Origin of the sequence: Streptomyces sp. NPDC001663 (assembly GCF_042893105.1) — a bacterium.
Taxonomy (GTDB): domain Bacteria; phylum Actinomycetota; class Actinomycetes; order Streptomycetales; family Streptomycetaceae; genus Streptomyces.
The window spans coordinates 541988-563770 of the sequence record NZ_JBIAUR010000003.1 but is presented as its reverse complement, the minus strand read 5'-3'; the positions used below and the strand labels follow the sequence as shown (position 1 = coordinate 563770).

Sequence of the window (21783 nt, the reverse complement as noted above, 5' to 3'; positions counted from 1 at the left end):
ACTCCCCCTTTTCGCCGGCGCACCACCCAACAGCCGTGCGCCACACGATCATTGTGCTCTGCGTGCGCTCGGCGGCCGGGGGCAGGGGCCGGTGACCGCCGCCACTCCGACGGTGTCTAACGTGCTGCACGACGGCGCCGCCCAACGCGCTGTCGGAACCGACCGCCCTCACCCCGGGAAGACCGCCGCCGACCATGCCCCCGATCCGCCGCACCCGACTCGCCGTGGCCGTGGGAGTGTGCGGCCTCGCAGCCGGCGCCGCGCTCACCGCCTACGTCCTCGTCGCCAACGACGCCGACGCCGGCATCACCCCCGCCAAGGCCTCCGGCACACCGCACTGCCACCGCATCGCCGACCGCGCCCCCGCCTCCCTCGGCGGCCACTCCCGCCGGGACAGCAGCCTGCCCGGGGTCGCCGTCTGGGGCGACCAGGACATCGTGCTGCGCTGCGGAGTGACACCGCCCGGACCCACCGGCGACCCCTGCTTCGCGGTCGACGGCGTGGACTGGGTCTACGACGAGGCCCAGTCCACCCACGGCAGAAAGGTCGTCGTCACCTACGGCCGCAGCCCGGCCACCCAGGTCGTCTTCGACGGCCCGGGCCGGACCGACGAGGCCCTGATCGACCTCTCCCGGCTCGTCGCCCCCGTCAAGCAGACGGCCGGCTGTCTGTCGAAGAACTGACCTCTACGGGTTCTCCCAGGCCGCAGGCTCCGCCGCCAACTCCCGTACCGGATCCGGCAGCGCGTCCGCCGCGATGTCCGCGATCGTGACGCCCTCCAGGATGCGGCGCACATTGGCGCGCAGGGCGATCCACAGGGGCAGCAGAGGCTGTGCGGAGCCGGTGTACTCGAGGCCGGTGGGCCGCTCGCCGCGTACGGAGACGATCGGGCCGTCGACGGTGCGGATCACGTCCGCGACCGTGATCTTCCCGGCCTCGCGCGCCAGCCGGTAGCCGCCACCCCCGCCACGCCGGCTGTCGACGACGCCGCCGCGCCGCAGGTCGCCGAGGATCCCCTCCAGGAACTTGTGCGGGATCTCCTGAGCGGCGGCGATGGCCTCCGCCTTCACCGGCCCGCCCTCCTGCCGCACCGCGAGCTCAAGAACCGCCCGTACCGCGTAATCCGCCCGTGCCGAGATCCTCATAGCACCATTGTGCTGTGTCGGCCCGTACACAATGACCCCGCACGCGCCGCCGACCGACCGGCACGACGGGAGGCTCCCTTGGGGCTCAGCAGACGTACCTTCAACGCCCTCGCCTGCACCACCGCACTGGGCCTGGCCCTCGGTGGCAGCGCGGCGGTGACCTGCGCCTACGCCGCTCCCACCGCGCCGACGGGGCCGGCGCCCGCGCCGCCGGCCGCGGACGGGCGGCGGCACACGATCGGCTTCGACCGCTACTCGCTGCTCGTCGACGGCCGACGCCTGGTGGTCTGGTCGGGCGAGATGCACCCCTTCCGGCTGCCGAGCCCGTCCCTGTGGCGGGACGTCCTGCAGAAGATGCGCGCCCACGGCTACAACACGGTCAGCATCTACGTCTCCTGGAACTACCACTCCCCCGCCCCGGAACAGTACGACTTCACCGGCATCCGCGACCTCGACCTGTTCCTGCGCACGGCCGCCGAGACCGGCCTCTACGTCATCCTGCGCCCCGGCCCCTACATCAACGCCGAGATCGACGGCGGCGGCTTCCCCGGCTGGCTGACGGCGACGAAGGGGGCGGCGCGGACGGCCGACCCGACCTATCTGTCGTACGTCGACGAGTGGCTGACCCAGGTGAACGCCATCGTCGCCCGGCACCTGTACACCAAGGGCGGTGGGACCGTCCTGCTCTACCAGATCGAGAACGAGTACGACTCCCACGTCACCGAGCCGACCGGCCGCGACTACATGGCCCACCTGTACAAGAAGGTGCGCTCCGACGGCATCGACGTCCCCCTCTTCCACAACGACAAGGGCCGCAACGGCTATTGGGTCCCCAGCTCCTTCGACACCGGCGGGGAGCAGGGGGGTTGGCTGTACGGCTTCGACGGTTATCCGTCGCCCGACAAACTCCCGCCCGACTGGGGGCACTTCGGGACCGGAGGGATCAAGGGCGGGGCCACGGCCAGCCCGCGGACGCCGGGTTTCGTGCCCGAGTTCGGGGGCGGGTGGTTCGATCCGTGGGGCGGGGCCTGGTTCGACGGGAAGGGGTACGCGGAGTCGCGGCGGCAGCGGGACGCGGCGTACGAGCGGCGCTTCTACCTCACCAACCTCGCCAACGGCATCACGCTGCACAGCGTCTACATGACCTTCGGCGGCACCTCCTGGGGCTGGCTGCCCGCGCCGGTCGTCTACACCTCGTACGACTACGGGGCGGCCATCGACGAGGGACGGCAGCCCACGGCCAAGCTGATCCCCATGCACCAGCTGGGCCAACTGCTGCGGCACGTACCGGACTTCGCCAAGCTGGACCGCGCGGCGGACGTCACGGTGGACGGGCTGAAGGTGTACCACCTGACCAACCCCGACACCCACGCGCATGTGTACGTCCTGCGCAACGACGGCACGGAACCGGTCGACGCCACGCTTCCGGTCCCCGGCACCGACCTCCCGGTCACCGTCCCGGCGCGGGACGCACGACTGCTGGCCGCCGGCATCGCACTGGGCCGCCGGAAGCTGCGCTACTCCAACGCCCGGCCCATGCTGGCCCTCACCGCCGGGCGGCAGGAGATCGCCGTGCTCACCGGGCAGTCGGGCGAGGCGACGGTGACCGCGCTGGAGTGCGCGAGCCTGCCGAAGGTCACGGTGGTGGAGGGGGAGGCCGAGCACTCGTACGCGGACGGCCTGCTGCGGATCGAGGCCGAACTCGACGGTCTGACACGGGTGTTGGTGACCGGCGGCGGGACCTCCACACCGCTCCTCCTGCTCCTCGCCGACGACGAGACCTCCGTACGACTGTGGCCGCGCGAGACCCCGTCCGGCCAGGTGCTCGTGTACGGCCCCGCGCTGGTGCGGACCGCGAGCGTGAGCGGGGAGACGGTCCGGCTCACCGGGGACACCGTCCGGGCCACCGAGGTGGAGGTGTGGGGGCCGCGAGGGACCCGTCGAATCACCTGGAACGGCGGGGACTTGAAGGTCCACGCCACGTCCGGCGGCAGTCTGCGGAGCGCGGAACCGCTGCCCGGCGTCGGGAAGGTCGACCTGCCCGCGCTGCGCGACGGCTGGCGCCGCAAGACGGAGAACCCGGAGTCCGCACCCGGCTACGACGACTCCGCCTGGAAGCCCGCCACCAGGACCACCTCCTACAGCACCACACCGGTACCCGCCGGACAGCCCGTCCTCTTCGCCGACGACTACGGCTTCCACTACGGCGACGTCTGGTATCGCGGGCACTTCGTCGACGCCCGCGGCGCGGAGTCGGTGTCCCTCGCCTACAGCACGGGCACCCAGGGGCTGCTGATGGCCTGGCTGGACGGGCGGCCGCTGGGGACGCACCGGATGCCGGTGCCGGACAACAGCAGCGTCCGGCAAGGGAGTTGGGCGGACACGGCTGTCTTCGCCGTACCGGAGGAGCTGCGGACGGCCGGCGCCCACGTCCTGTCCGTCCTGGTGCGCCGGATGCAGCACGACCAGGACGGCAAGGCGCAGGACACGCACAAGGTGGCGCGCGGGCTGACGGCGGTCACCTTCACGGGGGCGGCGCCGCAGGTGAGTTGGCGGCTGCAGGGCGAGGCGGTGCCCGACCCGGTGCGGGGGCCGCAGAACAACGGCGGGCTGCACGGGGAGCGGCACGGCTGGCATCTGCCGACGTTCGCCGACGGCGGCTGGGAGGCGGTGCGGCTGCCGCGGGCCGACCAGGGGCAGGGGGTGACCTGGTACCGGACGAGGTTCCGGCTGGCCGTGGACGCCGGTGTCGACGCCTCCGTCGGGCTGGTCCTCGACGACGACCCGGCCCGTGCCTACCGCGTCCAGATCTTCCTGAACGGCTGGAACATGGGCCAGTACATCAACGACGTAGGGCCGCAGCACACCTTCGCCCTCCCCAACGGGATTCTGCGCACCCGTGGTTCCAACACACTCGCCCTGGCGGTTCTGTCCGACGGGACCACACCGTCGGGGCCGTCGGAGGTGCGGCTGACGTTGTTGGGGGCGGCGGCGGGTGGGGTGCCGGTGGCGGCGGTGTGACCTGAAAGAGCCGTACCTGCGCATTGCCTTCTTCGGCACGCTGGTTGACCGTGTTGCCTCCGCAGACTGCTGCGATGAAGGGGGAAGACATGCGAAGACGGCGTTTCATCAGCGGATTAGTCGGCTCCGGGGTCGCGCTCGGGCTGACTTCGGCAAGTGCGAGGGCGACGGAACCACGTGCGGTCGCCCAGGGACCCCATGAGTGGCAGGCAGTGCCGGCTCCGGAGTGCGCGCCCGCCGCCCAGCTCATCGCTGTCGCGGCCGCCCGTGCCGACCTCGCCTGGGCCGTCGGCGAGGAGGGCCGCAACGGCAGCACCCGCGGCGTCCCGCTCGCCCTCGTCCGGGACGGCGAGGCGTGGACCCGGCTCGACCTCTCCCACCTCGGATACGGCGGCTATCTGCGCTCCGTCGCCGCCGCCCCCGACGGCTCGGCCTGGGCCGTCGGCGCCGACGCGGGCGGCACCGCACACCTCCTCACCTGGGACGGCAGCACCTGGCAGGAGGCCGACTTCCCGGGCCGGGGTGCGTCCGCCATCTCCCTCACGGGTATCGCGGTCGGCACCGACGGCGGCGTACGGATCTCGGGCCGGAACAGCGACGGCTCAGTGCTGCTGCACGGCGACGGCGGGGAGTTGGCGTGGACGCCACCGCCCCCGAGCGCGACCACCGCCACCCCGTCGGGCGTCCGCATCACGCTCTCCGGTGACGTCTGGGTCTACGACAGCGCGCTCGTCGCCCGCTGGGACGGCGAGTCGTGGACCGAACTGACCGCGCCCGGCGGCATCCGCCCCGCCGTCACCGGACTGCTGCCGGTCACCGCCGACGACATCTGGCTCACCGGCTACGACTACGGAGTGGGCGGCCCGCCCGGCAAACCCCCGGGCGTCACCCTCAAGCACTGGGACGGCAGCGCCTGGACCAGCGTCGCCGCCCCGTTCACCGCCGGCATGCTGAGCGGCATCGTCGACGACGGCCAGGGCGGGCCGGACCGTATCGCCGGCTGGGACTTCTGGGACCAGACGCGCGCGCACTACCTCCGCTGGGAGAACGGGAGCTGGGTGAGCGAGCGCGGCCCGACATCCACAACTCCCGTGCTGCCCATCGGACTTGCTTCCGTGCCCGGCGCGGGCGGCTACTGGTCCGTCGGCACGACGTCCTCGTCGCCGTACCCGCCCGCGCAGGTGCACATCGAGCAGTGACCGCGGCTACGCCAGCCGGATCACGTTCCAGGACAGCGGTTCGAGTACGGCGCTGAGCGTGCCGTCCTGCAGCACGGTGCCCTCGACGGCGTGCGGAGCGACCCGCTCGGGGTCGTCGAGGGTGTTGCGCGCGTCCGGGTCAGCGTCGGCGAGGGCGCTGTGCTCGACGACCGACGTCAGGTCCAGTCCGTTCAGGGCGACTTCGAGCGGCAGCGCCTCGGTGCGGCTGCGGTTCACGGCGAAGACGGTGAGGCTGCCGTCCTCGCCGCGCACCGCGGTGGCGTGCAGCAGGTCGGCCTCGCCGTACTTCTTCGTCTCGTACGTCGGTGAGTCCACGCGGACGTCGAGGACCTGGCCGCGGCCGTACTGCGCGGCCTGGGCGAAGGGGAAGAAGGTGGTCTGGCGCCAGGCCGGGCCGCCGGGCTCGGTCATGATCGGGGCGATGACGTTGACGAGCTGGGCGAGACAGGCGACGGTGACGCGGTCCGCGTGCCGCAGCAGGGCGATGAGGAGCGAGCCGAAGACGACGGCGTCGGTGACGCTGTAGTTGTCCTCCAGGAGGCGGGGCGCCTCGGGCCAGTCGTCCTGCTCGAACGTCTTCGCGTGCTCCTCCCACTCGGGCAGGTACCAGACGTTCCACTCGTCGAAGGAGAGGTTGATCCGCTTCTTGGACTTCAGCCGTGCGCCCACGTGGTCGGCGGTCGCGACGACGTTGTCGATGAAGGACTCCATGTCGACGGCGGAGGCGAGGAAGGAGTCGATGTCGCCGTTCTCCGGCCAGTAGTAGGCGTGCAGGGAGATGTAGTCGACGAGGTCGTACGTCTCCTTGAGGACCGTCGCCTCCCACTCGGCGAAGGTCGGCATGGACTGGCTGGAGGAGCCGCAGGCGACGAGTTCGACCTTCGGGTCGATCTGGCGCATCGCGCGGGCCGTCTCGGCGGCGACCCGGCCGTACTCCTCGGCCGTCTTGTGGCCGGTCTGCCAGGGGCCGTCCATTTCGTTGCCGAGGCACCAGAGTCTGATACCGAAGGGGTCCTTGTCGCCGTGGGCCGCACGGAGGTCGGACAGGGCGGTGCCCTCGGTGTGGTTGGCGTACTCCTGGAGCTCGAGGGCCTCGGCGACACCGCGGGTGCCGAGGTTGACGGCCATCATGGGTTCGGCCTGGGGGCCGACCTTGCGGAGGAAGTCGATGTACTCGGAGAGGCCGAAGCGGTTGGACTCCGTCGAGTGCCAGGCGAGGTCGAGGCGGCGGGGGCGGTCCTCGACGGGGCCGACGGAGTCCTCCCACTTGTAGCCGGAGACGAAGTTGCCGCCGGGGTAGCGGATGGCGGTGACGCCGAGTACGCGGACGAGGTCCAGGACGTCCTGGCGCAGGCCCTTGTCGTCGGCCGTGGGGTGGTCCGGTTCGAAGATGCCGGTGTAGACGCAGCGGCCGAGGTGTTCGACGAAGGATCCGAAGAGACGGGGGTTGACCTCACCGACGGTGAAGGCGGGGTCGAGGGTGAAGCGGGCGGTGGTCTTGCTCATGAGGTCCTTCCGGATACAGGGCGTTACTTGAGAACAGGCCAACCGTCACGCGTCCAACCCAGCCTGTTCAGGCCCAGTTTCGGCGTGCCGTTGTCCTCTGCGTCGTAGTAGTGGTAGGCCAGCCAGTCCCGGCCGTGGTCTCGGAAGACCGATTCTCCGCCCGGGCCGATGTACCGGCCGTGACCGGCCAGCAGCAGGTCACCGCCGCCCTCCAGCATGGGCTTGCCCGTGCTGTCGGCGTACGGGCCGGTGACGTTCGCGGAGCGGCCCACGCGGATCTTGTACGTCGAGTTCACGCCCGCACAACACTGGTCGTAGGAGGCGAAGAGGTAGTAGTAGCGGCCGTGCTTCACCACGTACGGGCCCTCGACCGCGTACGGGGCGTCCGGGCGGGTCGCCAGGTGGGCGACCGTCGCTCCCGGTACCGCCTTGCCGGTCCGCGGGTCCAGTTCGACCATCCGGATGCCCGTCCAGTACGAGCCGAACGCCATCCACAGCCTGCCGTCGGCGCGGATCACCGCCGGGTCGATGGCGTTCCAGGTGTCAGTCGTCTCGGAGGTGAAGACCTTGCCGTGGTCGGTCCAGGTGCCGGGCAGGCCGGACGGGGAGGTCGCGACGCCGATCGCGGAGTGGTTGGTGCCCCAGGACGAGACGGCGTAGTAGAGCCAGTACCTGCCGGACCGGTAGGAGATGTCCGGTGCCCAGGGATCACCGGTGTCGTTGTACTCGTACCACCAACTCGGCGGCTGGGCGAAGGCGTTGCTCGCGTCGTCCCAGTGCTTCAGGTCCTTCGAGAGGCGGGCCCCGATCACGCCGCCCGTCGAATAGGCCGCGTAGCCGCCGGACTTGAGGTGGATGACGGTGGGGTCGTGGATGATCTGCTGGCCGGTGAGGGGGAGGGGGTCGGGGTAACTCTCGGCTGCCTGCGCCGCGTTGGGGAGGAAAGCCAGGAGTGCCGCGACCGCCATGGCCGTCAGTGCTCTGCGTACGCTCACTGTCCCGCCAATCCCGTGTGCGCGACACCCGCCACGATCTGCCGCTGGAAGAAGACGAAGACGACGATCAGCGGCAGGCCCGCCATCAGGCCGCCGGCCATGAGCTGGGCCCACTGGATGCCGTAGGAGTTCATGACGGTCGCGATGCCGTTCGGCATGGTCATCAGGTCGGGGTTGTTGGTCACCATGTAGGGCCACAGGAAGTTGTTCCACGAGGCGATGAAGGTGAAGATGCCGACCGCGGCGAGGGAGGGGCGCGAGAGCGGGACGACGATGGTGAAGAAGACCCGCCAGCGGCCGGCGCCGTCGATGAAGGCCGCCTCCTCGAGTTCGCGCGGGATGCCCTGGAAGAACTTGTAGAGGATGTAGACCATCGCGGCGGGCGCGCACTGCGGCAGGATCATGCCCCAGTAGGTGTCGACCATGCCCATCTGCTGGACGGTGGTGAAGAGGGGGACACCGAGGACGGCGGGGGAGATCATCAGGCCCGACATCACGATGCCCATGAGGACGCCCTTGCCGCGGAACTCGGTGCGGGCGAAGCCGTATCCGGCGAGTGCGCTGACGACCACCACGACGGTCGTCACACACACCGAGACGACCAGCGAGTTGACGAACCAGTTGGTGATGTTGCCGGTCTCGTAGAGGGCTTTCCACGCCTGGCCCGTCCAGATCTTCGGCAGCCAGTGCGGCGGGATCTCGGCGGCTTCGGCCTCGGACTTGAGCGAGGTGAGCAGGGCCGCCGCGATGGGCGCCACGAACACGGCGGAGACGGCGACACCGATCAGCGTGAGGACGATCTGGCCGGGGGTCCAGGGCTTGCGGGACTTGGTGCGTACGGTGCGTACGGTCGTCTCGGCGGTGGTCATCGGCCGCCCTCCTCACGGTTGCGCAGCAGCCACATCCGCGCCAGGGCGACGACTGCGATGATCACGAAGAAGATGATGGACATCGCGGAGGCATAGCCCACGCGGTAGCTGGTGAAGCCCTGTTCGAGGGTGTACTGGACGAAGGAGCGGGTGCTGAGCTCCGGTCCCGGGCCGAAATCCATCATCACGACGGCCTGGTCGAAGAGCTGGAGCGAGGCGAGGACCTGGAGCGCGATCACCAGGCCGGTGATGTTGCGCAGCATCGGCAGCGTGATGTGGACCATGCGGTGCCAGGCATTGGCCCCGTCCAGCTTGGCGGCCTCGTACAGGTGGTCGGGGATGCCCTGGAGCGCCGCGAGGTAGAGCAGGAACGAGAAGCCGACCGTCCACCACAGGGTCTCGATGACGATGGCGAGCATGGCGTACGACTTGTCGGTCAGCCAGGGCGTGTCGATCCCGAGGGTGTGGTTGAACATGCCGATGCCCTGGGTGAACAGCCACTGGAACAGGTTGCCCGCGACGGTCGACGGCAGCAGGAACGGTACGAAGAAACACAGCCGCCACAGCCACTTGCCGCGCTCGATGTTGTGCGCGAGCAGAGCGAGCAGGCAGGCGAGGACCGTGATGCAGGGCACGACGAGCAAGGTGAAGTACGCGCTGTGGCCGAGCGCGTCCCACATCAGCTGGTCGTGCAGGGCCTCGCGGTAGTTGTCGAGACCGATGAAGCTCGCGCCTTCGCCGGAGATGTTGGCGTCGGTGAAGCTGAGGTAGAGACCGCGCAGCAGCGGCCAGATCACGAACAGCGCGAAGAGCGCCAGGAACGGGGCGATGAACCAGCCCCCATGCTGGAAGCCCTGCTTGCGGCGTACCGTCGCGGTCGCGGCGGCGGTCCTTGCGCGCGCCGGCGCGAGAACGGTCTGAGCGCTGGTCGTCATGCGACCGCACCTCCCTGCGCGGCGGTCCTGCCGTCCATCGGGTTCTTCGAGGCCAGAAGCTTGACGAGCTCTTTCTTCATCCGCTGGGCGACCGTGGCCGGCTTTGCGGAGCCCATCGTGGAGGAGACGACCATCGGGCCGAGGTCCTGGGCGAGGACGCCGGTGGAGCCCGCGAACCACACCTTCGGCTCGGTGGCCTGGTGGTTCATGGCGCTCACGTACTCGTTCTGCGGGGTGAGCTTCTTGTACGCCGCCGTGGAGAGCGTCGGCCGGTACGCGGGGATGTGTCCGCCGGCCGCCCACTGCAGGGCATGCCGGACGACGTACGCGGCCAGCTCGTGTGCGGCCTGGTTGGTGGCACCGCCGCGGCCCGCCTGGTGCGGCAGCACGAAGGAGTGTGACTCGGCGTGGGTGGCCTGCTTGCCGAAGACGGGCGGCAGCGGGGTCGCGCCGTAGTCCAGCTCGGCGCCGGAGAAGACCGGCACGGACCAGTTGCCCTCCCAGGTGAAGGGGGCACCGTTGATGAACTGCTCGCCGGTGGGCGCACCGGGGATGACATAGCCGTCGGTGACGTGCTGCCGGAAGAACTCCAGGACCTGGGTGGCCTTGTCGGCGTCGAAGAGGACCTCGGTGCGGGCGTCGTTGAACCACTCGCCGCCCAGCTGGGTGTAGAAGGCGACGAAGAACCACCACTGGAAGTTCTGGTCGTTGGTCCACAGGCCGATGGTCTGCAGGCCCTTCTTCTGGACCTTTCTGGCCTTCTTCAGGACCTCGAACCACTCGTCGGTGGAGGTGACCGGGATCATCAGGCCGTCCTCGCCGAGCAGGTCCGCCTTCTTCAGCACATCCCGGCGGTAGAAGCAGAGCTGGACGTGGATGTCGAGCGGCAGGGCGTAGAGCTTGCCGTCGATGACGCCGCGGCTCCACAGCGCGGGGTTGTAGTCCTGCTCCCGCACCCCGTACTCGGCGAGCAGGTCGACGTCCCACGGGTCGAGGAGCCGGCCCGGCGAGAAGCCGGCGACCCGGCCCATGTGCATGACTCCGAGCTCGGGGGCGCGGTTGCCGGCGGCGGCCATGGCCAGCTTGGTGTAGAAGGGGTTGCCCCACTGCAGCGTGGAGTCCTTCACCGCGATGTCGGGGTGCTCCTTGCGGAAGGCATCCAGCATCGCGATCATGTTGGCGCCGTCGCCGCCGCTGAAAAGGTTCCAGTACCGCACCCTCGTGTCCGCGCCGGAGGCCAGCGCGTCGGCGCCCGTACCGAGGGCGGCGAAGCCGAAGCTGCCGGCGACGGCCAGTCCGCCGGCGGCCGCCAGAAGTTGCCTGCGGTTCAGGTCAGGTCGTCCCATGCCCTGCCCTTACTGTTCGAGAAATCGTGTTCGAGAAGTCCTGTTCGATATATCGAAATGCGCTCGTAACTTCGAACGGGACCGTAAATAGGAAGCGCTTGCCAGTCAATGGTTTGGGCAGGACTTTCCAGCCAGGGGCAGTCGTTACCGGTTGAACGACCGGTACGACGGCGTAGTCTCGGACCGCCTGCTGTGCGGCGGCGAGAGGGGAACCGAGCGATGGATTTCGCGGGCGCGCGGCAGAGGGTTGCCGGGTTCGCTGCCGGTCTACGGCTGTGGCGCTCGCGAAGAGCTTCCGGGATGCGGGAGCTCACCGCCGGCCTGGCCGCCGCGGTGCGGGCGAGACCACGCCCGCCGGCCGACGCCCGGGAGCTGTGCCGGGCACTGTGCGAGGAGATGAGCGCACGGCGCGGCGGGCGACCGGTCGAGCTGCGCTTCGAGCGCTTCCCGGACGAGATCGAGGTGACCGGGCTCTGGGTGGGCTTCCAGGACTTCGACCTGGTCATCGTCGAGGAACGCGCCGAGGCGATGCAGCAACTGGTCATCCTGGGGCACGAGTTGTGGCATCTGCACGCCGGCCACAGTCATCATCACCTGGTGGGAGCGGCGCTGGCCGACCGGCGCGAGTGGACGGACCTCGAGAGCGACGCGCTGTCGGTGGCGGCCCGTGACGGTTCCCGTGCGGATGACGAGGGGGAGGCGGACGAATTCGGGCACCGGCTCGCCGCGGAGCTCAGGCCACTGCTGACGGGGCGGGACGCCGAGGCCCCGCTCGACCCGCTGCGGCGGTCCCTCGGCTACCGCGGGCGCCGGTGAACGGGGCGGTGACCGCGGCCCTGGACCGACTGGCCTGGTCGCCCGCCGGGTTCGTCAACGAGTTCTACCCGTCGTTCTGGTGGATCCCGGCCGGCGTCCTGACCGCCGCTCTCGCGATCAAACTGCCCACCATCATCCGGCTGTGGAGCGACCCGCTGCTGCGTGCCGTCGGCGGCGTACTGCTCGTCGCCTGCGCGGTGTTCGTGTTCGTGGCGCCGTCGACGATCGCCCGGGTCAACCGGATCACCGGCGTGCCGAACATCTCGGCACCCTGGGTGTACTCGCTGCTGACCGCGTTCTGCGGCTCCTGTCTGCTGCTGATCATCGCCTGGCGCAACGGCCTGGGCGACCGCTCGGCGTCGACGGTCCGCGCCGTGCGCTGGGTCGTCGCGGGCTCCCTCGGGGTGATCGTCGCCCTGTGGGTGCTGTTCGCGCTGGCCGACGCGCCCGTGGAGCGGCTGCGCGACCTGGACACGTACTACGCCAACACCCCGTACATGCGCGAGATGATCCTGCTCTACCTGCTCGCGCAGGCCGTGGCCACCGTGATCACCTCGGGCCTGATCTGGAACTGGGTGCGCACCGACGGGCTCGACGCCTGGCTGCGCTGGGGCCTGAAGTTCCTCGGCGTCGGTTACGCGACCCAACTCTCCTTCTACGCCGTCAAGTTGCCGGCGGTGGTGGCCCGCTGGACCGGCCATGACCTGGACTGGCTGAGCACGGCGGTGGCACCCCCGCTGGCCTGCCTCTCCGCCCTTCTGATCGCGGTCGGGTTCATCCTGCCGCACGCCGGCCAGTACCTGCACGAGCGCTGGCGGGTCCGGCTCGCGCACCACCGGCTGCGGCCGCTGTACCTGCTGATGCGCACCGTGAACGGCGGCGGCGTCTCCTTCGTCCTGCGCGCCACGCCGGAGCTGCGGCTGATCCGCCGGGAGACGTTCATCCGCGACGTGCTGCTGCCGCTGGCCCGGCACATCGACGAGGACGGGCGACGGAGGGCGTACGAGGGGGCGCTCGCCCTCGGCTTCGAGCCGGACCGGGCGAGGGCCCTCGCCTCCGCCGTGGCGATCCAGGACGCCGTCGAGACACGGCGCCGGTCGGCGGACGGCGAGGGCGGGCACGACCCCGACACCACGGACCTGCTCCGCGAGATCGGCACGGTCTCCCAGGCCCTGCGCCGCCCCGACGACCTGCTGGCGGTGCGGGCCCGCGCGGCGGGGCCCGCACCAACATTCAGCCCGCGAACGCCGGCTGCGGCAGGCCCTTTCCGGCGCCGGGGACGACCAGCAGGGAGCCCGCCACCGGGTGGGGTGCCGCGAGGCCGACGCGGGCCGTCGTGATGTACAGGTCGGTCAGGTCCGGGCCGCCGAAGGCGCAGGCGGTCACCCGGGGCGTGGGCAGTTCGATCACGCGGTCCAGTTCGCCGTCGGGTGTGTAGCGGCGTACCGCACCGCCGTCCCACAGGGCCACCCACACACAGCCGTCGGCATCCACCGTCAGTCCGTCGGGGAAGCCGTCGCCCTCCTCGATCTGCGCGAACCGGCGCCGGTCCGCGACCCGGCCGCCCTCGTGGTGGAAGACGTCGACCTGCCGCGTCGGCGAGTCGATGTAGTAGATGAGCCGCCCGTCGGGACTCCACCCGGTGCCGTTGCTGACGGCGACGTCGTCGAGAACCGTCTCGACATTCCCCTCCCCCGTGATCCGGGAGAGCGTGCCGCCGCCTGCGGCCTCGTCGTAGCGCATGGTGCCGGCCCACAGCGAGCCGTCCGGGGCGACGGCGGCGTCGTTGGCACGCCGGCCGGGCACGACCTCGTGGTGCAGCCAGCGGAAGCCGCCATCCGGGTCGACGAGTCCGACACCGTCCCGGAGGTTCAGGACCAGCCCGCCCCCGGCCCTCGGCTTCGCCGCGCCCACGTGCTGGTCGGTCACCCGGACCGTGCGACGGCCCGACACGGGGTCGTACGTGTACACACGTGCACCGAGGATGTCGATCCAGATCAGCCGGCCGGCGTCCGCGTCCCAGGTCGGGCCCTCGCCCAGGGTCGCCTCGGCGCGCACCGCCACCTCGTACGCCGTCATCCGACGGTCCGGTGGCCGAGGCGCTCCGAGAGCTCGACGGCGCCCTTGGCGGCGAGCTGCTCCAGCTCGACGCGGCGGTCGTCGCTCCAGCGGATCATCGGGACGGAGATGGAGAGGGCGGCGACGACCTGCCCCGTACGATCCCGCACGGGCGCGGCGACGCAGCTCACATCCGGGTTGGACTCCCGGCTCTCGACCGCGAGCCCCCGCTGCCGGATCTGTGCGAGGGCCTCGCGCAGGGCGGCCGGCTCGGTGATGCTGTTGGGAGTCATCGCGACGAGCTCGGCGTCGTCCGGGATGCGCGCGGTGAGTTCCTGCTCCGGAAGGGAGGCCAGCAGCATCTTCCCGACGGATGTGCAGTGCGCGGGCAGCCGACGCCCGGCGGCGGACACCATCCGCACCGCGTGCGTCGAATCCACCTTGGCGATGTAGATGACATCGGTGCCCTCGAGGATCGCCACGTGCACGGTCTCGTCGCAGGTCTCGGCGACGGACCGGGCGACCTGCTGCCCCTCGGCGGCGAGGTCCAGCTGCTCGGCGTACCGACTCCCGAGCTGGTACGGCCGCACACCCAGCCGGTAGCGTCCGGGCTGCCCCGGCACCTGGACGATGTACGACCGGGCGGCGAGCGTGGTGACCAGCTCGTGCACGGTGGTGCGCGGCAGCTGCAGCTTGCGCACTATGTCGGGGGCGGAGAGCGTCCCGTCCCCGTCGAGGAAGAGCTCGAGAATGTCGAGAGCCCGGGTCACGGCAGGTACGAGGCGTCCCACGACCGGCCCCCTCCCTTATTTTCCTAGGCGTCTGTGTTCGAAATTTCAACAGACGATCGGCATGACGAACACAGGCTAGCGACAGCATGTTTGCCCGGGCAATGGTTCTGCGCAGACCGCCTCGTGCCCGCTGGGGTATTACTGTCTCCCAAGTGCGACACGTCACATCATGTCGCACGTTGGGCGGCCGGGACGGGAGGGGTCCGCGGCGCCCTGAGTATGTGATTGGGGGGTTCCGTGCACGAAATGGTCAAGGGCTCGAACGTGTCTCTGACGAGCCTGAGTGAGAACATCGGTTCCGTGATCGTCGGCCTGGGCTGGACCAGTCCGAGCGGGGAGGGCGACGCGGACGTGTCCGTTCTGCTGCTGGACGCGAACGGCAAGGTCCGCAGTGACACCGACTTCCACTTCTACAACAACCCGGTGGCCGCCGACGGAAGCGTGCAGCTGCTGGGCAAGACACCCACGGAGGACGGCAACGAGGACCGGATCAGCTTCGATCTCACCGCGGTGGCGGCCGACATCGACCGGATCGTCGTGGCCGCGAGCCGGTACGAGAGCGCACGCTTCGGGGAACTCGACGACCTGCAGGTGACGCTGGCCGACGCGGCGGGCGAGCATCTGCTCCGGTTCGCGATCGACGACGCCGGAGCGGTGAGCGCGATCATTTTCGGTGAGCTGTACCGGCGCGGGCAGGAGTGGAAGTTCCGCGCCGTCGGCCAGGGCTACGACACCGGACTGGCCGGGCTGGCAACGGACTTCGGCGTCGACATCGACGACGATGCGGCAGAGGCAACCGAAGCGGAAACGCTGAGCGGTGCCGAGAGCGGCGAGCAGCCCGACCTCGCCGCCTCTGCAGCGCCCCCGCCCGTGGAGCCCCTTCCGCAGGCGGCGCTCGAGGCCATCCCCGCTCCGCGGCGGCCCGACCTTGACGCCGCGGCCGCCGCGCCTCAGAAGCCGGCCGCACGCCCTCGTACGGCCAAGAAGAAGGTCACCCTGCCCAAGGTGACCAAGAAGTCGCTCGCGGAGAACGAGTCGTGGCGGGAAGCCCGGCTCTTCCCGGTCTCCATGCTCAAGAGCGACCGGGACCGCGAGATGCGCGCCACCTCGGTACTGCTGTCGGTGATGGCGCAGGTGCCGGAGTTCGGCAGGGGGCTCACCGCGGCGTTCGGGGCACCGGCCGGCCGTATGGAGACGTTCACCGAGGTCTCCCTGCCACACGGCGACACGCCCCGGCGGCCCGACGGAGTGATCCGCGTCGAACGGGCCGGGAAGCTGTGGACGGCGCTGGTGGAGACCAAGACCAACGGCAACGCCCTCAAGTCCGAACAGGTGCAGGCCTACATGGACATCGCCGCGCGCCGAGGCTACGAGGCGGTCATCACGCTGTCGAACGACGTCGCCCTGGAGGGCAGTCCCCTCGTCGACGTCAAGATCGACGGACGGCGCAAGCACAAGGTGGCTCTACGGCACCTTTCCTGGGCCGAAGTCGCCCACCAGGCACAGCTGTTGATCCGGCACGAGGGCGTCGGGAACGCGGCGCATGCCTGGCTGCTCCAGGAGCTGCTGCACTATCTGCAGCACGAGAACTCGGGGTGCCACGGCTTCCAGAACATGGGATCGGCCTGGGTGCCCGTGCGCAAGGGAATCGACGACGAGACCCTGTGCCAGGGCGACTCGCGGTCCCTGGAGGTGGTCGAGAGCTGGGAGCGGCTCATCCGCCAGGTGTGCCTCGGGCTCGGCGGCGAACTCGGGCAGAAGGTCCTTCCCGTCCAGCGGGCCAAACGCGGGGCTGATCCCGGGGCCCGTCGGGCACTGCTGGCGGACCGACTCTGCGTCGACGGGCGGCTCGAGGCGGAGCTGCGCGTCGAGGGTGCGCCGGGTCTGCTCGCCGTCACCGCCGACCTGCGAACCGGCCGACTACGCACGTCCGTCGAGATCCCGGCACCGGATCAGGGCTATCCGCTGACCTGGGCCAAGCGCTTGATCCGACGGTTGGAGGAAGCGCCGGCAGATCTCCATGTCGAGACTCTGATCGAGGGCGAGGCGAGCGGGCCCCGGGGGACGCTGGAGCGCCTGCGCCCCGAGCCGGCCGACATGCTTCCCAAGAACACCGCCACGCGGATCACCGGTTTCCGCCTGTCGTTGCTGAAGGGCATGGGCAGTGGCCGCGGCAACGCCGAGACCGGCTTCATCCGCAGCGTGGACGATGCCGTACAGCGTTTCTATACGACGGTGGTGGCGTGTCTCGACAGCACGACGCCGCGACGGGCTTCGTCGAAGGAACGTACGGGGTAAGGGAGTTACGACTCGGCAGACGAGATCGGAGATGGCGTGGACGTGCTGGTGACCGGCGGCAGTGGATTCGTGGGCAGTCATCTGGTGCTGCGGCTGCTGGAGCGCGGATATCACGTGCGCACCACCGTCCGCAGTGCCGCCAACTCCGCGAAGGTGGCGCCCCTGCGGGCCATGCAGGACGCGCACCCCGGGCGGCTCGAGCTCTTCGAGGCCGATCTGCTCTTCGACGGGGCCTTCGACGAGGCCATGAAGGGGTGCGAGGTCGTCTTTCATGTTGCCTCGCCCTTCTTCATGCCCGAGAAGATCAAGGACGGGCAGCGGGACATGGTCGAGCCCGCGCTCGTCGGGACGCGGAATGTGGTCGGGAGTGTGGAGCGGACGCCGACCGTACGGAGGCTCGTGTTCACCTCCACCGTCGGTGCGATCTTCGGGGACTACGTCGACGTGCTGGAGATGGAGGGGCGGGTGTTGAGCGAGAAGTACTTCAACACCACCAGCACCGTCGAGAACAATCCGTACCACTACGCCAAGACCGTTGCGGAGCAGGCTGCTTGGGAGGCCGAACGCTCCCAGGACCGCTGGCGCATGGTTTCCGTCAATCCGGGGCTCGTGCTCGGGCCTTCGCTCACGCCCGCCTCCGAGTCCGGCAGCCTGTTCCTTCTCGAAGAGCTCTTCAAGGGGTATTTCTTCTACGGCGCCCCCGACTTCAGCTTCACCACGGTCGACGTGAGAGACGTGGCCGACGCGCACATCGCCGCGGCCGAGGAGCCGGACGCGCACGGGCGTTACATCCTCGCCGCCGAGACGATGTCGTCCTTCCACGACATGGCGCGCATCATCCGGACCCGGTATCCGAGAGACCTGCGACTCCCCCGAATTCCCCTTCCCCACTGGCCCGTTCGCATACTCGGCCCCGCCTTCGGACTCACCCAGGACTACATCCGCAAGCACCTCGGCATCAGGTTCCGCGTCGACAACAGCCGCAGCGTGCGGGAGCTGGGGCTCACCTACCGCCCGATCGAGGAGACAGTCCTGGACCATTACGAAGCGTGGCGCGCGCAGCGCAGAAAGTGACACCGCCCGGCAACCTCCTCCGCCCCGGCGGCAACCCCCAGGTGAAATCCCGCCTCCACGAAGGGAGTTCACCTTGCGCACCCGCATCGCGCGTCTCGTCACCCTGCTCGCCGCCCTCGTCGCCCTCATCGGCGCCGCCGGGACGACCGCGGCGCCCGCCCAGGCCGCCGACAACTGGAATCCGCCCGCCAATCTGGTGCAGCCGCTGAACGAGGTCTGGAGTCACGTCGAGTCGACGTACCCCGACCTCTACGGCTTCCGCAACTACGGCTGGGACCAGATCATGGCCAACAAGGGAAGCGTCAACTACTGCGTCCGCTGGGACTCCGACGCCCCCGTCAGCACCGCACTCCGCGACCAGATCCACACCTCGCTGAAGAAGCAGTTCGGGAAGTGGATGACCGCCATGCTCGACAACGGCACCGGCACCAACGCCTGGCCGTACACCACCGTGCCCGTCAACATCGTCGGCTGGGCGGTCAAGAACCGGTCCACACTGCAGTGGAGCGACAACCCCGTCGACGTCTACGCCGGGAACCTGGACAGTGAAGGCTCCCCGCAGTGCGCCCCCGACTGCGGGCGCTTCTTCCACCAGGACGGTAACTACTCCAAGTGCCCGGGCGGCGCGACCCGTCACTACGACCAGTCACTGTGGCTGACCAAGGGGTTCCAGGGCGGTGCCGGCGGCGACTGGGGACAGCGGGTCGGACAGGAGTACTTCACCGGCGCGCTCAGCCAGGAGAACATCCATATCTATCTTCATGAGGTCGGGCACACCTTCGGCCTCGACGACTTCTACGACTGGACCCCGACCGGCCAGTGCTGCTTCCTCATGAACGCGGGCAGCGCCACGCAGATCACGGAGTTCGACAAGTGGATGCTCCGTGACTTCTGGCGGCACATGAAGAGCCGCTACGGCCTCTGACGGCCCGTCTCCCCCAGCACCCCCCGCAACCTCTGTGCCCTGAGCACCAGTTCCAGCTCGAAGCGGCGGTCGGGGTCGTCGATCTCGTCGCCCCACAGCTCCCGGATCTGCCGCAGGCGGTAGCGGACCGTCTGCGGATGGACCCCGAGCCGTGCGGCGACCTCCGGCGCCCCGCCCCGTGTCTCCAGCCACGCCAGTAGCGTTTCGGCAAGCCGGCGCCCGTGCGTCGGCCCGGAGTGGGCGAGCGGTGCGAGGCAGCGCAGGGCGAGGTCGTCGATCAGTTCCTCGGGCTGCAGGAGGACGAGGGCCTCGGTGTGTTCCGTGCAGTACAGGACGTCCCCGGCGGGCAGCAGTCCCCGTTCCATCAGGCGTACGGCCGCCTCGGCCCAGCGCAGCGACTTCGCCGCGTCGGCCAGCGGCACGGGCGGTCCGATCGCGCCGGACCAGCCGGTCAGCGCCCGGTGCAGCAGTTCGGGGCGCCCGGCGGCATCCGGTTCGGGCACGACCATGCGGGGCTGCTCGTACTCCATGTCGAGCAGCACCCCCTGTCCCACCGCGGGCGCCACCGCCTCCCGCGCCGGGCGCAGCAGCACGCCCACCGCGACCTTGTGCGGGAGCGGCCAGCCGACGCGGGCAGCGCGTTCGGTGAGCGCGTCGGCCGGATCGCCGCGGTGGTACTCGGCCAGCAGCAGCTCCATCAGGCGGCGTTGGAGCCGCAGCCGTTCCCCGGCCTGGCGGGCCGCCGCCTCCGCGTAGCCGCGTACGGACTGGTCGACCAGGCCGTCGAGGTACTCGTAGCCCGCGTCGACGAGTTCGTACATCGCCGGCGGCGGGATCTCGACGCGCTGGCCGATCTCGGCGAAGCGCCGCCAGGCCAGGCGTACGCCCATGCGGTAGATCGCCTGCAGCGAGTCGAGGGAGCGGCCGTGCAGGCCCTCGCCGCGGCCGAACTCCTGGAAGACGCCCGGCGGAACCGACGGGCGGCCCTCCGACTGCTCCAGGTGTTGGACGAAGACCTCGATGGCGCGGCGGATGCCGACCAGGGCCATCGGCTCGCCCGACTCGTCGAGGACGACGGGCAGGTGCGGGTACTCGCGGCGGATCTCGCTCAGGATCTCCTCGGCGAGCACGGGCGCCTCGGCCATGGCGAGGGCGGCGAAGCGGCGGACCTGGAGACGGGGGACGTCGTGCCAGGCCGAGCGGGTGGTGACGGCCGGCGAGCGGGCGGGCGCCACCGTCAACTCCCTTGCCCGGCTTGCTCGTAGGTGATCAAGGGGGTGTTGGGCTGGTCGGGCGTCGCGTCGAGCAGCGCGACGATGCCGAAGGCGGCGCCGACGGCGAGGGCCGCGGCGGCCACGACGGTGAGCGCGGCGGCAAGCAGTCTGGACATCGCAGGGTCAGCCTCTCTGTCCGGAGGTCGTCCCCACCCCGGTGCACCACCCCTGCCCGTCGGCCCAGTCTCGACAAGCATTGACACCCCGTCAAGAGCAGCCTACGGTCTCCGGCCACAAAGGCCCTGTCTTTCGGATCAGTCCGGCGTCGCGGGGTCCGGCACGCGCATCTGCGGCGTTGTCGTCGGTTGCCGACGCTCCGCGTCGACGCCCTCCTCCGCCTTGCAGCTGCACGCACCAGACCCCGCTCGGGTCGGCCGAAAAGTGCTGTTCCTCGCAGCCGGCCTGACCCGAAAGACAGGACCAGAGCGGCCCGAACTCCGTCACCTGACGCCCCTGGAGTGCCCGGATGCGCCGTACAGCCTCACCCCTCTCTCTGATTCTGCTGGGACTCGGCACGTTTCTGCTGGTCCTGGCGCCGATGCTGGCCTGGTACGTCGAGCCGCGGGCCGCCGTGAACCCGATCGACATCGACACCACAGCCGTCTACCGCGGCACCGGCAGTTACTTCGACACCGACGAGATCGAGACGGTGCACGACAAGCGGATCACGGTCACCCAGCAGGTGCGCGGCAACGTCGCGGACAGCGAGAAGAGCGGGCGGGCGGTGTGGGACGTGACGACGACGGTCGACACGGACAAGTCGCTTCCGGCCGCCGATCCGCACGATGCGCTGGAGTTCTTCCTGAACCGGTGGGTCACCAACCGTCACACCAACCAGCCGGTGCACTGCTGCAAGGAGAACCCCTACTTCGAGGGCGACGCCTACCTGAAATTCCCCTTCGACGTGCACCGACGCTCGTACCAGTGGTGGGACAACTCCCTCGGCTCGACCGTCACTCTGCACTACTCGGGCACCAAGAAGGTGCAGGGATACCAGGGTTACCGGTTCACCGGGACCGTCTCACCGGTGAAGATCGGGACGCGGCTGGTGCCCGGCACGATCGTCGGGCAGAAGAACAAACCGCAGGTCCTGGCCGAGGAGTGGTACTCCAACCACGGCATCGAGCTGGTAGTCGACCAGCGCACCGGGCGGGTGTTCTATGCCCAGGTCGGCCCGCGCCGCACCCTGCGCGCACCCGGTGCGAAGAAGGACGCGGTGGTCCTGCTGGACAGCCGGAAACTGGGGTTCACCACTGAGACGCAGAAGTCCCAGGTGAAACTGGCCAAGAAGGAGAGTGGCCAACTGCGCATGGTGGGGCAGACGTTGCCGATCGGTGCCGCCGTGGCCGGATTTGCACTGGCGGTGGTTGGTGGGGTTTTGGTGCTACGAGGGCGTAAGCGCCCCGATTCGCCCGAAGAATCCCAGAGTCAGCTCACGATGTGACATGACGTCAGTTCTAATAAGCCGGGAATTTGTCACCTTGGTGAGTAGCCGTGGCGAACGGGTGGG

Annotated in this window: 19 protein-coding genes; 9 read left to right on the top strand and 10 right to left on the bottom strand. The window is 69.9% G+C overall.

Annotated elements, in window-relative coordinates; genetic code table 11:
- Positions 1–194: 194 nt before the first annotated feature.
- Positions 195–683, top strand: a complete 489-nt coding sequence (locus tag ACFY1L_RS13070) for a DUF3515 family protein (protein ID WP_388822522.1) — start codon at positions 195–197, stop codon at positions 681–683.
- A gap of 3 nt (positions 684–686) precedes the next feature.
- Here ACFY1L_RS13070 and ACFY1L_RS13065 read toward each other — a convergent pair whose 3' ends face one another.
- Positions 687–1145, bottom strand: coding sequence for an RrF2 family transcriptional regulator (locus ACFY1L_RS13065; protein ID WP_388822520.1), 459 nt, complete (start codon positions 1143–1145; stop codon positions 687–689).
- Positions 1146–1223: 78 nt separating this feature from the next.
- Here ACFY1L_RS13065 and ACFY1L_RS13060 point away from each other — a divergent pair, with 78 nt between their 5' ends.
- Both ACFY1L_RS13060 and ACFY1L_RS13055 read left to right on the top strand, forming a co-directional pair.
- A complete protein-coding gene (locus ACFY1L_RS13060) occupies positions 1224–4166 on the top strand; it encodes a beta-galactosidase (protein ID WP_388822517.1) in 2943 nt (980 codons plus the stop codon).
- A 212-nt stretch (positions 4167–4378) separates the two neighbouring features.
- A complete protein-coding gene (locus ACFY1L_RS13055) occupies positions 4379–5365 on the top strand; it encodes a hypothetical protein (protein WP_388822514.1) in 987 nt (328 codons plus the stop codon).
- 6 nt (positions 5366–5371) lie between these two features.
- Here the strand turns inward: ACFY1L_RS13055 and ACFY1L_RS13050 are convergent, their stop codons facing one another.
- The 5 genes from ACFY1L_RS13050 to ACFY1L_RS13030 are packed head-to-tail and all read right to left on the bottom strand — an operon-like array spanning position 5372 to position 11037.
- Entirely contained in the window at positions 5372–6892 is a 1521-nt protein-coding gene (locus ACFY1L_RS13050; protein ID WP_388822511.1) for an alpha-N-arabinofuranosidase, read from the bottom strand.
- Between the two features lie 23 nt (positions 6893–6915).
- Positions 6916–7860 (bottom strand): arabinan endo-1,5-alpha-L-arabinosidase, encoded by a 945-nt coding sequence (locus ACFY1L_RS13045; protein WP_388822922.1) that lies wholly within the window; start codon positions 7858–7860, stop codon positions 6916–6918.
- Between the two features lie 23 nt (positions 7861–7883).
- Positions 7884–8756, bottom strand: coding sequence for a carbohydrate ABC transporter permease (locus tag ACFY1L_RS13040; protein ID WP_388822508.1), 873 nt, complete (start codon positions 8754–8756; stop codon positions 7884–7886).
- Positions 8753–9691, bottom strand: a complete 939-nt coding sequence (locus ACFY1L_RS13035; protein WP_388822505.1) for a carbohydrate ABC transporter permease — start codon at positions 9689–9691, stop codon at positions 8753–8755. Before ACFY1L_RS13035 ends, ACFY1L_RS13040 begins: the two co-directional genes overlap by 4 nt.
- A complete protein-coding gene (locus tag ACFY1L_RS13030; protein ID WP_388822502.1) occupies positions 9688–11037 on the bottom strand; it encodes an extracellular solute-binding protein in 1350 nt (449 codons plus the stop codon). Before ACFY1L_RS13030 ends, ACFY1L_RS13035 begins: the two co-directional genes overlap by 4 nt.
- A 219-nt stretch (positions 11038–11256) precedes the next feature.
- On the opposite strand from ACFY1L_RS13030, the gene ACFY1L_RS13025 reads away from it, so the two are divergent.
- Positions 11257–11853 carry a toxin-antitoxin system, toxin component family protein gene (locus tag ACFY1L_RS13025; RefSeq protein WP_388822500.1) on the top strand — a complete coding sequence of 199 codons (597 nt, stop codon included), beginning with the start codon at positions 11257–11259 and terminating at the stop codon, positions 11851–11853.
- Positions 11850–13193 carry a DUF6545 domain-containing protein gene (locus ACFY1L_RS13020; protein ID WP_388822497.1) on the top strand — a complete coding sequence of 448 codons (1344 nt, stop codon included), beginning with the start codon at positions 11850–11852 and terminating at the stop codon, positions 13191–13193. Before ACFY1L_RS13025 ends, ACFY1L_RS13020 begins: the two co-directional genes overlap by 4 nt.
- On the opposite strand, the gene ACFY1L_RS13015 is transcribed toward ACFY1L_RS13020, so the two are convergent.
- Positions 13087–13932, bottom strand: coding sequence for an SMP-30/gluconolactonase/LRE family protein (locus tag ACFY1L_RS13015; RefSeq protein WP_388822494.1), 846 nt, complete (start codon positions 13930–13932; stop codon positions 13087–13089). The two genes, ACFY1L_RS13020 and ACFY1L_RS13015, sit on opposite strands and share 107 nt — an antisense overlap.
- Entirely contained in the window at positions 13929–14702 is a 774-nt protein-coding gene (locus ACFY1L_RS13010) for an IclR family transcriptional regulator (RefSeq protein ID WP_388822491.1), read from the bottom strand. The genes ACFY1L_RS13015 and ACFY1L_RS13010 overlap by 4 nt, the downstream gene beginning before the upstream one ends.
- Positions 14703–14948: 246 nt before the next feature.
- Here ACFY1L_RS13010 and ACFY1L_RS13005 point away from each other — a divergent pair, with 246 nt between their 5' ends.
- The 3 genes from ACFY1L_RS13005 (at position 14949) to ACFY1L_RS12995 (ending at position 18999) form a co-directional block, all read left to right on the top strand.
- Positions 14949–17000: a TerD family protein gene (locus ACFY1L_RS13005; protein ID WP_388822920.1), complete on the top strand. Its 2052-nt coding sequence runs from the start codon at positions 14949–14951 to the stop codon at positions 16998–17000.
- Positions 17001–17036: 36 nt separating this feature from the next.
- Complete coding sequence (locus ACFY1L_RS13000; RefSeq protein ID WP_388822488.1) at positions 17037–18074, top strand: NAD-dependent epimerase/dehydratase family protein; 1038 nt, start codon at positions 17037–17039, stop codon at positions 18072–18074.
- A gap of 73 nt (positions 18075–18147) precedes the next feature.
- Positions 18148–18999: a hypothetical protein gene (locus tag ACFY1L_RS12995; RefSeq protein WP_388822485.1), complete on the top strand. Its 852-nt coding sequence runs from the start codon at positions 18148–18150 to the stop codon at positions 18997–18999.
- Here ACFY1L_RS12995 and ACFY1L_RS12990 read toward each other — a convergent pair.
- Together ACFY1L_RS12990 and ACFY1L_RS12985 are read right to left on the bottom strand one after the other, a co-directional pair.
- Positions 18987–20234 carry a PucR family transcriptional regulator gene (locus ACFY1L_RS12990; RefSeq protein WP_388822482.1) on the bottom strand — a complete coding sequence of 416 codons (1248 nt, stop codon included), beginning with the start codon at positions 20232–20234 and terminating at the stop codon, positions 18987–18989. The genes ACFY1L_RS12995 and ACFY1L_RS12990 overlap by 13 nt on opposite strands.
- A 2-nt stretch (positions 20235–20236) precedes the next feature.
- Positions 20237–20389, bottom strand: coding sequence for a hypothetical protein (locus tag ACFY1L_RS12985; protein WP_361262392.1), 153 nt, complete (start codon positions 20387–20389; stop codon positions 20237–20239).
- A 350-nt stretch (positions 20390–20739) separates the two neighbouring features.
- On the opposite strand from ACFY1L_RS12985, the gene ACFY1L_RS12980 reads away from it, so the two are divergent.
- Positions 20740–21717, top strand: coding sequence for a DUF3068 domain-containing protein (locus ACFY1L_RS12980; protein WP_388822479.1), 978 nt, complete (start codon positions 20740–20742; stop codon positions 21715–21717).
- Positions 21718–21783 lie beyond the last annotated feature (66 nt).